Genomic DNA, 15,198 nt, shown 5'->3' with positions numbered 1-15,198 from the left:
TACAAAAGCCTCCCACGGGAGGCTTTTGCACGATAAGCGTTTTACTTTAATTAAAGCGGCGCTTTTTCTCAGCTAATTAACTCTTAAAGCTATAGCCCTTTAAATAACAATTTTTAAAATTTTAAATTTTCAACCTGCAACTTGTAACATACAACCTAGAATGGTGGCTCTTCGGTGTCGAAGCTGGATTTTGGTAAGGAGTCGCCGTTCATTTTGCTGGGTAAGCGCACGGCGTTGCCGCCGCCAAACGGATCATCAAAATTGCTCGGTGGTAAAGCATTGCCCCCAAACGGATCCGCGCCAAAATCGCCTTCTAAATCACCGAACTTGGTAAACTTACCGATAAATTTAAGCGGCACTGTAGCCAAAGAACCATTCCGGTGCTTGGCAATAATTACTTCGCCCACACCTTGGGTTGGGTTACCTAATTCATCTTCGGTAATACCGTAATATTCAGGACGGTACAAGAAAATTACCATATCGGCGTCCTGCTCAATAGACCCGGATTCCCGTAAGTCGGAAAGCTGCGGTTTTTTATCGCCGCCGCGGGTTTCCACGGCCCGGCTTAGCTGCGAGAGTGCAATAACTGGTACGCTTAGTTCTTTGGCTAGCATTTTTAAAGCCCGCGAAATCGAAGCAATTTCCTGCTCCCGGTTACCACCACCGCCTTTGCCTTCGTTCCCGGTCATCAACTGCAAGTAGTCAATGATAATCATCTGGATGTCGTGCTGGGCTTTTAAGCGGCGGCATTTGGTACGCAATTCCCGGATAGATAAACCCGGGGTATCGTCGATAAAAATAGGCGCTTCGGAAAGTTTGGAAATTTTATGATTGAGCTGCGCCCATTCGTAATCAGCCAGGTTCCCTTTTTTAATTTTTTCACTTTCCAGCTCCGCTTCCGCCGAAATTAATCGGTTTACCAACTGCAAAGACGACATCTCTAGGGAAAAAATAGCTACCGGTTTACTAAAATCCACGGCCGCATTACGCATCGCCGATACTACGAACGCCGTTTTACCCATCGCGGGGCGGGCGGCCAAAATTACTAAATCCGAAGGTTGCCAGCCCGAAGTTACCCGGTCCAAAGCAGTAAAGCCACTGGGTACGCCGGTTAAACCTTCTTTCTGGTTTTTCTTTTCTTCGAGTTCCTTAATGGCTTTGTGCATTAAAGAACGCATATCGTCGAAGTTTTTGCGGATGTTGGCTTCTGATACTTCAAACAACGATTTTTCGGCGTAATCGAGCAAGTCAAACACGTCGGTGGTATCTTCGAAAGCGCGTTTTTCTACTTCGCTGGAAATCGAAATTAAGTCGCGTTTAATGGAGTTCTCGGTAATAATCCGGGCGTGAAATTCTACGTTGGCCGCCGAGTTAATCCGGGTAGTTAAGTTCATGACGTAGTACGGGCCACCCACAAACTCCAGTTCCCCGTCTTCGCGCAATTGCTGCGTTACCGTTAAAATATCAATCGGTTCTGATTTATCAAAAAGCGCCAGAATAGCTTTAAAAATTTTCTGGTGCGCATCTTTGTAAAAGCTTTGGGGCTTTAAAATATCAATAACCGTGGTTAAAGCGTCTTTCTCGAGCATTAAAGCCCCCAATACGGCTTCCTCTAAATCCAAAGATTGCGGCGGCACTTTGCCTAAACCAACAGCAAAGCCACTTTTGCCATTGCTATTTCCATTCCAACGGGCGGTTTTCCCATCGCGCGAAAACTTTACTTTACTTTCCTCCATACACAAATCTAACAAAGTTCTCGATTGGCTTATTAACAATTTATAAACGTTTTCGTCCACAAAGCTTTGGAGGCTGGTACTGAACGAATAATAATTTTTTAAAAATTCATCTTAAACCAACCGCTTATTTCCCGGATTTTTCTAAAGAAGCGAGACTGAAAAAAATTTGTACATTTGTTTTCTGACTTACCCCGATTACATGCAAACAACGCAATTGCAACGCATTCATTTAATAGCTGTAGGCGGCAGCATTATGCATAATCTCGCGCTGGCGCTTCACCAGAAAGGACTCGATATTAGTGGTTCCGACGACGAAATTTTTAATCCGGCCCACGACCGCTTGCAGGCAGCCCGAATATTACCCGCCGAAATGGGCTGGTTTCCCGAGAAAATTACGCCCGAGTTAGATGCCGTTATTCTGGGTATGCACGCCCGCGCCGATAACCCGGAATTGCTTCGTGCCCAGGAATTAAACATTCCAATTTATTCTTTCCCGGAGTTTATTTACCAGCAATCCATCAACAAACAACGTATTGTTATTGGGGGCAGCCACGGCAAAACTTCTATTACCGCCATTATCCTGCACGTACTAAAATACCACAACCGGTTATTTGACTATGCCGTGGGCGCGCAACTGGAAGGCTTTGATTTAATGGTGAAGTTAACCGAAGAGGCGCCCATTATTATTATCGAGGGCGACGAGTATTTAGCTTCCCCAATTCAACGGGTACCTAAGTTTCATTTATACCATCACCACATTGGGGTAATCAGCGGCATTAGCTGGGATCACATCAATGTGTTTCCGGACCCGAAGATGTACCGCGAACAGTTCCGGATTTTTGCCGAAATGACTCCTAAAGCTGGTACGCTTATTTACAACCAAGACGACGAACAAGTACTGCACGTGGCCGTGCCGCGTAGCGAAGTAGTAAAATACATTGGCTACACCGTACACGAGCATCAGGTACACAATGGCATAACTTACCTGCAAACCAAAAAAGACGATGTTCCATTACAGATTTTCGGGGAGCACAACTTACGGAATATTTCAGCGGCCAAAGAAGTTTGCAAACAATTAGGCATTAAACCGCAATCTTTTTACGAAGCTTTAAAAACATTTAAAGGAGCAGCGCGGCGGCTCGAATTTTTAGGCGGCAATCATAGTGCCCGGGTGTATAAAGATTTTGCCCACGCTCCATCTAAAGTAAAGGCTACCACCGAGGCTTTGAAAAATCAGTTCCCGAACCGCAAACTGGTAGCCTGCCTGGAATTGCATACTTTTAGCAGCTTAAACAAAGAATTTTTACCGCAATACAAAGGCGCTTTTGGCCGGGCCGATGTACCTATTGTTTATTTCAACCCCAAAACCCTGGAGCATAAACGCATGCCTGCCTTGCTGCCCGAAGATATCAAGCAAGCCTTCGGCAACCAAGACATTCAGGTTTTTAACGACAGCCAGCAATTAACGGATTATTTAAAATCGCTTAACTGGACCAACCAGAATTTACTATTAATGAGTTCGGGTACTTACGACAACCTGGACCTGCAAGCGCTTACGACCCACATCTGCCAGCAATAACCCGACTATGAAACTGAACCTGCGTAAACCACTTGTTTTCTTTGATCTGGAAACTACCGGGGTAGATATTTGCCGCGACCGCATCGTGGAAATTTGCCTGTTAAAAATAATGCCTTCCGGCGAAGAAATAATTCGTACCATGCGGATTAACCCAACCATTCCTATTCCGCTGGAATCCAGTTTAATTCATAACATTTACGACGACGACGTAAAAGACGCCCCTACTTTCGCCAAAGTGGCACACCAAGTAGATGCTTTTTTAAAAGGCTGCGATTTAGCGGGTTATAATTTAATAAAATTTGATATTCCGGTACTGGCCGAAGAGTTTTTACGGGTAGATATTGATTTTGACATAACCAACCGCTCTATTGTAGATGTTTGCCGGATTTTCCACCAGATGGAGCAGCGTACTTTATCGGCCGCTTACAAGTTTTACTGCAACAAACCACTGGAACACGCGCATACCGCCGAAGCCGATACTATTGCCACTTACGATATTTTAAAAGCGCAACTGGATAGGTACGAACATGTAACCGTTACCACGCCCGATTGCAAAGAAGAACACCCCGTAACTAACGATATTCCGAAGCTGCATAAGTTTACTTTTCAGAACACCGCCGATTTATCGGGTAGGATTTTATTTAATGCGGCTGGTCAGGAAGTATTTAATTTTGGCAAGCATAAAAACGTACCCGTGGAAGAAATTTTTGCCAAAGATCCGCATTATTACGATTGGCTCATGAAAGGCGATTTTCCGCTGCAAACCAAAAAAGTGTTCACCCGCATTAAACTCCGCAGCTTTAAAGGCAGCTTTAAGATTGGGTGAGGTTAGTTAAAAGGTTTAAAAGTTGGAAGGTTGAAAAGTTTAGAAAGTTGGATTTCTAAAAATTGATTTAAATAATTGAATCAGAAACTTATAAATTCAAATTTTAAAGTGTATTAGATCAAAACTTTTCAACTTTCCAACCTTTCAACTATTTCGCTTTATCTGATTTCAACACCAAGGCCAGCGTAAGTGCGGCAATCCAAAACAATTTCTTTTTCATAAATTTTAAAAATTAAAAAAGCCTGGTTGTTTATACGCAACCAGGCTTTGTATTTATACACGTAAGCTGTTATTGTTTTTTATAATACTTCATGGCATCCGGTAAATGCCTTTGAATATCGGCAATCCGGGTTTGGTCAGAAGGGTGGGTAGATAAAAATTCCGGTGGAGCTTGTCCGCCTTTACCGGCCGCCATTCTTTCCCAGAAAGGCACGGCTTGCTGCGGATCATAACCCGCCATCGCCATAAAAATCAATCCCAACTCATCCGCTTCCGATTCCTGCTTCCGGCCATAAGCTAATAAACCTAGTTGCGAACCGGCGCCGTAAGCGGTTAAAAACAAGTTATTGGTTAAACTCGGGTTAGAGCCCATAGCCGCTTGCAAAGTTGCGCCGCCCAACTGCTGCAATAACCCCTGACTCATGCGCTCATCACCGTGCTTGGCAATGGCGTGGGCAATTTCGTGCCCCATAACTACGGCTAAACCAGTTTCGTCGCGGGTAACCGGAAGAATGCCGGTATAAACAGCCACTTTACCACCCGGCATACACCAGGCATTTACCTGCGGATCCTGAATTAAATTAAATTCCCAGGCGTAACCGGCCAGTTGATCACTTAAATTATTCTGCGCCATGTATTGCTCCACGGCTCTTTGAATACGGCCACCCACCCGTTTTACCATGGCGGTATTCTGCGAACTATTAACAACCTTTGCTGTATCCAGCACCTGTTTGTACGATGCATAACTCATTTGCTGCATTTCAGCGGAGGGCACTAAAGATAGTTGCCGACGGCCGGTAATTGGCACGGTAGCGCAACCCAGTACCAGTAAAAAACTGCTGTAAAGAAATATTTTTTTTAACATACACTTAGCGAATTATAGGTAATCTTTTTTGGTGTTACAACGATGTATCTGCTAACGCAAATACATAAACCGTTTTTTTAAAATAAGCATAATACATGCCAGTTGGCTTTATACGTCGGGGTAAGCCCGAAATGTTCTGCCTTTGTTCTGGTTTTATTTTAGCTTTTTCTTAGCCCGCAAATTTACTTTTTCTCAGTGCCGCTCGGCATTTTAGAGTAAAACTATCCGGTTTTTTTCGCCGGAAACTTCTCTAAAAAAATTATTCAGCTAATTTTGAGTAAAACTACTTGCCGCATGAAAATACTTTGCATTGGCCGAAATTACGCCGACCACATTGCTGAATTGCATAACGAAGTACCCGACGAACCCGTTATTTTTTTAAAACCCGACACGGCCTTACTCAAAAATAACGACCCTTTTTATTATCCGGATTTTACGCAGGATATACATCACGAACTGGAAATTATTTTGCGCATCAGCAAAGAAGGCAAAAACATTCAGCCCCAATTTGCCAAAAATTATTTCGATGCCATTGGTCTGGGTATTGATTTTACTGCCCGCGATTTGCAAAGTAAAGCCAAAAGCAAAGGCTTACCCTGGGATTTGGCCAAAGGGTTTAACGGTTCCGCCCCCGTATCTGAATTTTTACCTTTAGCCGATTACCCGGATTTAAAAAACATAAACTTTACTTTGCGCTTAAATCAGGAAATAAAACAACAGGGCAATACCAGTTTTATGTTGCATCCGTTCGAAAATATAATCAGTTATATTTCGCAGTTTATTCTTTTAAAGAAGGGCGATATTATTTTTACTGGTACCCCCAAAGGAGTTGGTCCGGTGCAAGTGGGCGACCGCTTGGAAGGATTTTTAGAAGACAAAAAAGTTTTAGATTTTGAGATTAAGTAAGTTTTTTCTTTTCAGTACCTTTACTAGTTTGTTTTTTTCGGGTGCTTCTGCCCAAAACCCCGAAGAAGCGGAAGGTTACTTTTTATTTCCGATTCACCCGGGCCGTCAGAATTTTTTATCCGGCAGCATGGGCGAAATCCGGCCCAACCATTTTCACGGGGGCATTGATATTAAAACCGATCAGGTAACCGGCTTACCGGTTTACGCTGCCGCCGACGGGTACATTTCTAAAATCGAGGTTTCGAGTTATGGCTACGGGTACATGTTGTACCTTACCCACCCCAATGGTTTAACCACCACCTACGCCCACCTCGAAAGTTTTGCCCCGGCCATTGCCCAGTATGTTCTGGAAATGCAATACGCCAAGCAATCTTTCGATGTAAAACTAACGCCGGCCAAAGATCAGTTTGTTTTTAAACGCGGCGATGTGATTGCGAAATCGGGCAATACGGGAGGTTCGGCGGGGCCGCATTTGCACTTCGAAGTACGCGATGCCAAAAATAACCTGCAAAACCCGTTAAAATACGGCTTTAAAGAAATTCAGGACGATGTAGCGCCCGAAGTACAAGCCGTGGCTTTAAAAACCATGAGTATTGATGCCCGCATTAATCAATTGTTTGGCCGCCAGGAATTTGCCGTTTTAAAAACCGGGCCCAATGCGTATACTTTAAAAGATACTATTCGGGCGAATGGCTTATTAGGTTTAGAATTTAACGCCTTCGACCGGTACACCGGCGCCTGGAATAAAAACGGCGTGCAGCAGGTAGATGTTTTAGTAGGTGGCAAACCGCATTACACCCATCTACTTGATAACATTCCGTTTGATTACCAGCGCATGGTATCGTGGCACGTAAACTACGAAAATTTAAAATTAACCGGTAAAAGCTTCCAGAAATGCTACATCGACGATGGCAACACCTTGCCTCTGTATAATACCGGCGCGCACAAAGGGAAATTAAAAATTAACCCGGGCGCCAGTTACCCCATTACCATGTTGTTTAAAGATTCTTACAACAATACAACCACGCTGCAATTTGTTATTCAAGGAGAACAACCCGTAAGCAATCATACATTTGCGGATCTTGTTAAAAAGAAAAAAATTAATGTAGAAGTAGCCGAAGATATTTTAAAAATTTCGGCAGCGGATACGGGTAGCACGCCCAAAAACATTAATTTGTTTATCCGGAACAAGCGCTACGATTTAATTCCGAGCTACACGGTGCAATCTACGTCGGTGTATTTGTATGATTTGCGCGGTGGTTTACCTGATTCCATTATTTACAACGGCACTACTCAAAAATTTAATTTCCGGCAGGCCATACCCAATAATACCGATTATTCTTACGCCGATAATAACTTAGCGCTGCAATTTTACCCTTTTACTTTGTTCGATACCCTATATTTACGCTCGAACTACGAGAATGGTGTCTGGACGATAAACGATGTTACTACTCCCCTGTTTCAACCATTACGAGTAACGATAAAGCCCGAAGTGCCAATAACTGATAAAACCACCGCCGGAGCGGTTTGGCTGGGTTGGGGCAAAAGCCGGGCTTTCATTAACGGCGTCTGGAAAGACGATCAGTTTACTTTTACTACCCGAAATTTGGGCAAGTACACCATCATGAACGATACCAAACCGCCTACCGTGCGTTTGATTTCTAAATCTCCGGCCATGGTGCGCTTTAAAGTGGGCGATGATTTATCGGGCTTAGCTTCTTACCGGGCCGAGATTAACGGGCAGTTTTTGTTATTAAAGTACGAACACAAAGCGGCCATGCTGTACTCCGAAAAATTAGATAAATCGGTACCCTTAAAAGGCGATCTAACGGTGTGGGTGAAAGACGCAGTGGGTCACGAAACTATCTTTAAAACAAAAATTTAAAAATTTATCATTTCCTTATAAAAGAAGTAATTATATCTGTATTATTGTAAAAAATACAATAAGTATTTTATCCAAAAACTATGAATTTACAAATCGGCGACGAAGCCCCGGATTTTGCCATTCCTGATCAGGACGGCATTGTGCATAAACTATCCGATTATCAGGGCCGCAAACTGGTTATTTACTTTTACCCCAAAGACGATACCCCCGGCTGCACCGCCCAGGCCTGCAACCTCCGCGACAATTATTACGACCTGCGCCAGAAAGGTTATGAAGTAATTGGCGTGAGCGTAGACAGTGAAAAGTCGCACCAGAAGTTTATTAAAAAATTTGAATTGCCTTTCACGCTTCTATCCGATATCGACAAGAAAATGGTAGAAGCTTACGGCGTATGGCAGGAAAAAAGCATGTACGGCCGCAAATACATGGGCACCATGCGTTATACCTTCATCATCGACGAAAAAGGCATCATTCAAGACATCATCACCAAAGTAGATACCAAAGACCACGCGAGCCAACTTGTTGGCTAGTTAAAAGTTAAGAGTTATAAGTTATGAGTTGGTAAACACCTTAGAGAGAGTAAATCGCATTCAAATAAGCTTTACCAACTTTTAACCTTCTAACTTTTCAACCTTTTAACTTTTCAACCTTCAAACCAACAACTCATAACTTTCAACTCTTAACTCTTATAATGAACCCATTTAACAAGAATAAAGTAGAATTAACCACCATTGCGGCGCAGGTGCGTCGGGATATTTTACGGATGGTGCACGCGGTAAATTCCGGGCACCCGGGCGGCTCTTTGGGTTGTACCGAGTTTTTTGTATCGCTTTATTTTAAAATAATGGATCACGATCCAAAATTTAACATGAGCGGCGCCAACGAAGATATTTTCTTTTTATCCAACGGTCATATTTCGCCGGTTTGGTACAGCGTTTTAGCCCGGTCGGGTTATTTTGAAGTAAGCGAGCTAGCTACTTTCCGGAAATTAAATTCGCGGCTGCAAGGCCACCCGGCTACGCACGAGCATTTACCCGGCATCCGGATTGCTTCCGGCTCTTTGGGCCAAGGTTTATCGGTAGCGATTGGCGCCGCGCAAGCTAAAAAGTTAAACGGCGACGATAAACTGGTTTACGTACTCATGGGCGACGGTGAATTAGACGAAGGTCAGATTTGGGAAGCTGCCATGTACGCCCCGCACCACAAAGTAGATAACTTAATTGCCACCGTAGATTACAACGGCCAGCAAATTGACGGCCCGACCGATGCCATTATGAACCTGGGTAACTTGCGGGCCAAGTGGGAATCTTTCGGCTGGAAAGTTTTAAACTGTACCGATGGAAATAATTTCGACGAATTACTGCCGGTATTGGAAGAAGCCAAATCATTAACTGGTCAGGGTCAACCGATCATTATTTTAATGAATACCCAAATGGGATTTGGCGTTGACTTTATGATGGGTTCGCACAAATGGCATGGCGTAGCGCCGAACGATGCGCAATTACAAGAAGCTTTGTTGCAGTTAAAAGAAGCGCAAGACGATTATTGATTCATAAAAATTGATTCACTCAGAAGAAGCTTCTTTTATACGGCAGATCAGGAAGTTTCTTCCGAGTGAATTTTAATTTCTTCTGTTGTTTACGAGTTGCCTGGCTCGGCTTTTAGGTTCTGATTTATTAAAAATTTTAAAAATTTGCTTTTTCCGGTTGAAAGTAACGGTTAAAATAGGACTACTCATTGGCTTACTCCTGGCGGTTTACTCCGGGAGCTATGCCCAGACTGCCCTTAAAAAAATCGAACCGGTAAAGAAAACCCGCATCTTGTTCTTGCTCGACGGCTCAGGCAGCATGCTGGCCAAATGGGAAAGCAGCGACCGCATGAAAGTTGCCAAAGTGTTACTTTCTAAATTAGTGGATTCGCTGGCGCAATACGAAAACCTGGAACTTGCCTTGCGGGTATACGGCCATCAGTTTGATAGAGAAAAGAACAACTGTACCGACTCCCGGTTGGAAGTAGCTTTTAAAGAAGGCAACGAAGAGCAAATTAAAACCCGGCTGAAGCAAATTGTACCGCGCGGCAATACGCCCATCACGTATTCCCTGGAACAAGCGGCCAAAGATTTTCCGGTGGATAAAAATGCGCGAAACGTTTTGATTTTGATTACCGATGGCCTAGAATCCTGCGGCGGTGACCCATGTGCTACGGCAAAAGCGCTACAGAAAAAACGGATATTTTTAAAACCATTTGTGATTGGTATTGGCATCGAAAAGCAATTTGTACCCGAGTTGGCTTGTATGGGGCAGTACTTTAATGCCGCCGATATTAGTTCTTTCCGGCAGGTGCTGGATAATGTGGTAAAAATGGCCCTGAGCAAAACTACGGTATCCGTGGAGTTAAAAGACGAACAAGGCAAACCCGTGGAGAGCAACGTAAATTTAACGTTTGTTAATAACGTAACCGAAGAACCGGAGTACAACTACGTACATTATTTATCGGCAGCGGGCAAAACCGATGTGCTGGATATTGATGCTTTGCTGAGCTACGATTTAGTGGTAAATACGGTACCACCCGTGGTTTTAAAAAATTTAGATATTAAACCCGGCGAGCACAATGTATTTTCGGCTAAAACGCCGCAGGGCACTTTGTATTTGCGGCAAGATGCCGTATCGCCATTTGGCGTAACCGAGGCCATTGTGCGGGAGAATAATTCTAAAAATACCTTAATAGCCTTACGTTTCGGCAGCCGGCAAAAACTACTGGCTGGCACTTACGATTTAGAACTACTGACTTTGCCCCGCATCTACCTCAACAACGTGGAAATTAAGCAAGGCCAGACCAATACTATTACTTTTCCGCCGCCGGGTTTATTAAATATTCCCACAGAACTACAAGGCTTTGGCAGCTTGTACGTGCTGGAAAAAGATGGCACCCAGCGTTGGATTTACAATTTACCCGAGAGCAACAGCCGCACTAATTTACCTTTACAACCCGGCCAATACCGCTTGGTTTATCGCACCAAAACGGCCAATGCCAGTAAGTTTACCGATGTACAAAATTTTGAAATAAGATCTGCCGCAACCACAACCATAAAACTATTTCGCTAAATAATAATGAAAGACTTTCCTTACACCGAATCTAAAGACACCCGCTCCGGTTTCGGTGCCGGATTACACGAATTAGGCAAAACCAACCCCAACGTGGTAGCGCTTTGCGCCGATTTAACGGGTTCTTTAAAAATGGACGCTTTTAAAAAAGATTTTCCGGAGCGTTTCTTCCAGGTAGGTATCGCCGAAGCCAACATGATTGGTTTAGCCGCCGGTATGACCATAGGCGGTAAAATTCCGTTTACCGGTACTTTTGCTAACTTTTCGACTGGGCGGGTGTACGATCAAATCCGGCAATCGGTGGCTTACTCCGGTAAAAACGTAAAAATCTGCGCGTCGCACGCCGGTTTAACTTTAGGCGAAGATGGCGCCACCCACCAGATTCTGGAAGACGTGGGCATGATGCGCATGTTACCCCACATGACCGTAATTAATCCTTGCGATTTTAATCAAACCAAAGCCGCCACTATTGCTATTGCCGAGTACGATGGTCCGGTTTACCTGCGTTTTGGTCGCCCGGTAGTACCCAACTTTACGCCTGCCGATCAGAAATTTGAAATTGGTAAGGCTGTTATTTTAAACGAAGGCGCCGATGTAAGTATTTTTGCGACCGGCCACTTGGTTTGGAAAGCTATTTTGGCGGGTAAATTGTTAGCCGAGCAAGGCATCGATGCCGAAATAATAAATATCCACACCATTAAACCTTTAGACGAAGAAGCTGTCTTAGCATCGGTGAGTAAAACCCGCTGCGTAGTAACTGCCGAAGAGCACCAATTAAATGGTGGTTTAGGCGACAGCATCGCGCAATTATTGGCCCGGAAAATACCGTTACCAATAGAAATGGTAGGTGTAAACGACTCCTTTGGCGAAAGTGCTACGCCCGACCAGCTAATGGAAAAGTACGGCTTAAACGAAGCGGCCATAGTAAACGCCGTGCAAACCGTAATGGCCCGTAAGTAGTTTCGTTGTTTGTTGTGCGTTATTCGTTATTCGGGTAATAGCTTTATTCGAACAACGAATAACAAACAACAGATAACAACCTCTTTGGAAGATCAGGAAATAGTAGAAAAATTTAAAAATCCCGATTCCCGCAATTGGGCTTTTAACCAGCTGGTGCGCAAGTACCAGCAAAAAGTGTATTGGCACGTCCGGAAAATGGTAATTGACCACGACGAAGCCGATGATTTAACCCAAGAAGTTTTTATTAAAATCTGGAAGCACCTCCCCGACTTCCGCCAGGATGCCCAACTCTACACCTGGATTTACCGCATCGCCACCAACGAATGTCTCAGTTTTTTAAAATCTAAAAAGCGCCGGTTCTTTTTGCCCATCAACGATATCTCAGAAGAGTTATCTCAGAAGATAGACGCCAATGCCGGTCCGGATGCCGACCAAATTCAATTAAAACTGCAAAAAGCTTTGTTAAAACTACCCGACAAGCAACGCCTGGTGTTTAACATGCGCTACTACGACGAACTGAAATACGAAGAAATAGCTGAAATTTTGGGTACCTCGGTGGGGGCTCTAAAAGCATCGTACCACCACGCCGTAAAAAAAATCGAAGATTTTCTGACTAACTCTTAAACCTTTGGGCATTTCTATCATCTAAAAAGCATGAAACAAAATTTTAACCTGGAGGATATTCCGAAAGCAAACCTGTACCGGGTGCCGGATGATTATTTCCAGAAACTGCCGCAAGTAGTAATGAACCGGGTAGCTGGCCCGCAACAAACGCCGGCTAATTCCTGGTGGAGCGGCATTTCCTATGCTTACCGTACCAGTGTAGCTAGTTTTTTAATTTTAGTAAGTTTTGTGGCAGCTTTCTATTTTTCGCCAGGTTTAAACCAGGAAAATTCTAGCGCAAGACTGTCGGGTATTAACCAACAAGAAGCGCTGGAGTATTTTTTAACCCAGGATAATATAAATAGCAGCGAGTTAGCCGACTTAAACTTAGCCGATACAGATGTATCAGCGGATTTTATACATGTAACGTCCGGGGATATTCTGGAAACCGTGGATGATCAACAGTTAGAAGAAATATATTAACTAAAGTAATGAAATTTAAAAATTTTGCTTTTCTGATGTTCCTGATTTTTACCAGCGCACTTACCCAGGCGCAGCCCAGTCGGGGTTTTAAAGAACAAACCGACCAACAACGCCAGGAGCGGATGGAAAAAATTAAAAATGCCAAAATTGCTTACCTCACCGACAAGTTACAGCTAACTACCGAGCAAGCGCAAAAGTTCTGGCCCGTATACAACGCCTACGAAGCCGAACGCCGCCAGGCCCGGGTAAAGCCCCGGCTTATGAAAGAAGCAAACCTGGAAACCATGTCGGATACGCAATTACGCGAAGCCATTACCGAGATGCACAACGTGCGCCAAAACGAATTGAACGTAGAAAAACAATACGTCGACAAATTTCTGAAGGTAATTTCGGTGAAGCAACTCGCTACTCTGTACCGGAGCGAGCGGGAGTTTACCCGCGTACTACTCAAAAAATTAGATAATCATCGCCCGATGGGTTCAAGATAACTTAAAATACCTATTTTCTGTTTTGATTACTAGCCCGGCTTTTAGTAGAAGCCGGGCTTTTTTATGTTCTTTGCCGTACACTTGCGTAATGGGCATTTCTTGTTTAGTTAAATGCTCATGAAATTTAAAAAATTTAAAAAATGAACGTAGTCCGTAGACCATGGACTAAAAACTATTGACAACATGCTTTCACAAAGGCAATTATTTTTACAGTACCAGGCTCAAACCACCGATTTTCCTTTATTATTAGAAGTAGAACGAGCCGAAGGCGTTTACATGTACGGGCCTAACGGCGAACGTTATTTGGATTTAATTTCCGGCATTGGCGTGAGTAACGTAGGCCACCGGCACCCCGAAGTAATTGCGGCCATCCAACAACAACTCGATAAATACCTGCACTTAATGGTTTATGGCGAAGTAGTACAAGGCCCGCAGGTACAATTAGCGGCCAAACTAGTGGAAACTTTACCAGCGCATTTAAACAACGTGTACTTGGTTAATTCGGGTTCCGAAGCCGTGGAAGGCGCTTTAAAATTAGCGAAACGGTATACCGGCCGCACCGAACTTATTTCGTTTAATAACGCGTATCATGGCTCTACCCACGGTTCTTTATCGCTTAATGGCTCCGAAAATTTTAAAAATGCGTTTCGGCCATTATTGCCCGACGTGCGCCAGATTCAGCATAACAGCTTTCCGGGTTTAGAAAATATCACTACGCGCACCGCCGCCGTTATTCTGGAAACAGTGCAGGGCGAAGCTGGTGTGCGAATACCGGAACCGGGCTATTTACCGGCCTTGCGCGAACGTTGTAACCAAACCGGCACCTTACTGATTCTCGACGAAATTCAGGCTGGTTTTGGGCGAACCGGTACTTTTTGGGCTTTCGAGCAGTTTGGAATAAAGCCAGATATTCTGGTTTGCGCGAAAGGCATGGGTGGCGGTATGCCCATTGGGGCTTTTATCGCTTCGCAGGAAGTAATGGGTAGTTTAAAAAATGATCCTTTGCTGGGGCATATTACTACTTTTGGCGGACATCCGGTTTCTTGCGCCGCTTCATTAGCTACTTTACAGATTCTACAAAACAGTGATTTAATCGCGCAAGTACCCGCAAAAGCTAATTTATTCCGGCAATTACTGGTTCATCCCCGCATAAAATCTATCCGCAACTGTGGTTTATTAATGGCCGCAGAGTTCGAATCTTTTGCGGTTTTAAAACCTATCATCGACCGGGCTATCGAAAACGGAGTGCTCACCGATTGGTTTTTATTCTGCGATAATTCCATGCGGTTGGCCCCACCCTTAACTATCTCGGAAGAAGAAATTAAAGAAGCCTGCCAAATCATTATTCAATCTATCAACGAAGTCTTTCCGGATTAAAATTTTAAAATACTCCTGCCTAGTATTAGTGGTTTGCCGGCAGCACTGTTGTTTTACTCTGCTTTTTAACTCACTATGCCTAACCAGCAACGGGTAATTTTTAAATTTCACATCTATTGCTAGTATTTTAAGTAATCCACCAACTATCTTCTAAATTTCCAGTAAAA

At 43.8% G+C, this 15,198-nt stretch carries 14 protein-coding genes; 12 read left to right on the top strand and 2 right to left on the bottom strand.

Annotated features, from left to right (window positions below):
* Positions 1-155 precede the first annotated feature (155 nt).
* A complete protein-coding gene (dnaB, locus tag HUW51_RS13065; RefSeq protein WP_185270086.1) occupies positions 156-1,736 on the bottom strand; it encodes a replicative DNA helicase in 1,581 nt (526 codons plus the stop codon).
* A gap of 199 nt (positions 1,737-1,935) precedes the next feature.
* Between dnaB and HUW51_RS13060 the strand changes: the two genes are divergently transcribed.
* Positions 1,936-3,315, top strand: a complete 1,380-nt coding sequence (locus tag HUW51_RS13060) for a UDP-N-acetylmuramate--L-alanine ligase (protein WP_185270085.1) — start codon at positions 1,936-1,938, stop codon at positions 3,313-3,315.
* A gap of 7 nt (positions 3,316-3,322) precedes the next feature.
* Complete coding sequence (locus tag HUW51_RS13055) at positions 3,323-4,141, top strand: 3'-5' exonuclease (protein WP_185270084.1); 819 nt, start codon at positions 3,323-3,325, stop codon at positions 4,139-4,141.
* Positions 4,142-4,430: 289 nt separating this feature from the next.
* Here HUW51_RS13055 and HUW51_RS13050 read toward each other — a convergent pair whose 3' ends face one another.
* Complete coding sequence (locus HUW51_RS13050; protein ID WP_185270083.1) at positions 4,431-5,225, bottom strand: M48 family metallopeptidase; 795 nt, start codon at positions 5,223-5,225, stop codon at positions 4,431-4,433.
* Positions 5,226-5,519: 294 nt separating this feature from the next.
* Here HUW51_RS13050 and HUW51_RS13045 point away from each other — a divergent pair, with 294 nt between their 5' ends.
* The 10 genes from HUW51_RS13045 (at position 5,520) to HUW51_RS13000 (ending at position 15,031) form a co-directional block, all read left to right on the top strand.
* The gene (locus HUW51_RS13045) at positions 5,520-6,131 is read left to right on the top strand and encodes a fumarylacetoacetate hydrolase family protein (protein WP_185270082.1); all 612 of its coding nucleotides are present in this window, start codon (positions 5,520-5,522) and stop codon (positions 6,129-6,131) included.
* Positions 6,118-8,016, top strand: coding sequence for a M23 family metallopeptidase (locus tag HUW51_RS13040; RefSeq protein ID WP_228466603.1), 1,899 nt, complete (start codon positions 6,118-6,120; stop codon positions 8,014-8,016). The genes HUW51_RS13045 and HUW51_RS13040 overlap by 14 nt, the downstream gene beginning before the upstream one ends.
* An 80-nt stretch (positions 8,017-8,096) precedes the next feature.
* The gene (gene bcp / locus HUW51_RS13035) at positions 8,097-8,546 is read left to right on the top strand and encodes a thioredoxin-dependent thiol peroxidase (RefSeq protein ID WP_185270081.1); all 450 of its coding nucleotides are present in this window, start codon (positions 8,097-8,099) and stop codon (positions 8,544-8,546) included.
* A gap of 161 nt (positions 8,547-8,707) precedes the next feature.
* Positions 8,708-9,565: a transketolase gene (locus tag HUW51_RS13030; protein WP_185270080.1), complete on the top strand. Its 858-nt coding sequence runs from the start codon at positions 8,708-8,710 to the stop codon at positions 9,563-9,565.
* Between the two features lie 157 nt (positions 9,566-9,722).
* A complete protein-coding gene (locus tag HUW51_RS13025) occupies positions 9,723-11,120 on the top strand; it encodes a vWA domain-containing protein (RefSeq protein ID WP_185270079.1) in 1,398 nt (465 codons plus the stop codon).
* 6 nt (positions 11,121-11,126) lie between these two features.
* Positions 11,127-12,080: a transketolase family protein gene (locus tag HUW51_RS13020; RefSeq protein ID WP_185270078.1), complete on the top strand. Its 954-nt coding sequence runs from the start codon at positions 11,127-11,129 to the stop codon at positions 12,078-12,080.
* Positions 12,081-12,164: 84 nt separating this feature from the next.
* A complete protein-coding gene (locus HUW51_RS13015) occupies positions 12,165-12,704 on the top strand; it encodes an RNA polymerase sigma factor (RefSeq protein WP_185270077.1) in 540 nt (179 codons plus the stop codon).
* 30 nt (positions 12,705-12,734) lie between these two features.
* A complete protein-coding gene (locus tag HUW51_RS13010; protein ID WP_185270076.1) occupies positions 12,735-13,166 on the top strand; it encodes a hypothetical protein in 432 nt (143 codons plus the stop codon).
* An 8-nt stretch (positions 13,167-13,174) separates the two neighbouring features.
* Positions 13,175-13,654 carry a hypothetical protein gene (locus HUW51_RS13005; RefSeq protein WP_185270075.1) on the top strand — a complete coding sequence of 160 codons (480 nt, stop codon included), beginning with the start codon at positions 13,175-13,177 and terminating at the stop codon, positions 13,652-13,654.
* Positions 13,655-13,837: 183 nt separating this feature from the next.
* A complete protein-coding gene (locus HUW51_RS13000; protein WP_185270074.1) occupies positions 13,838-15,031 on the top strand; it encodes an aspartate aminotransferase family protein in 1,194 nt (397 codons plus the stop codon).
* The last annotated feature ends 167 nt before the right edge of the window (positions 15,032-15,198 follow it).

It is taken from the genome of Adhaeribacter swui (genome assembly GCF_014217805.1).
In the GTDB taxonomy this organism is placed as follows: Bacteria; Bacteroidota; Bacteroidia; order Cytophagales; family Hymenobacteraceae; genus Adhaeribacter; species Adhaeribacter swui.
This window is presented reverse-complemented; position numbering and strand designations above follow the sequence as displayed.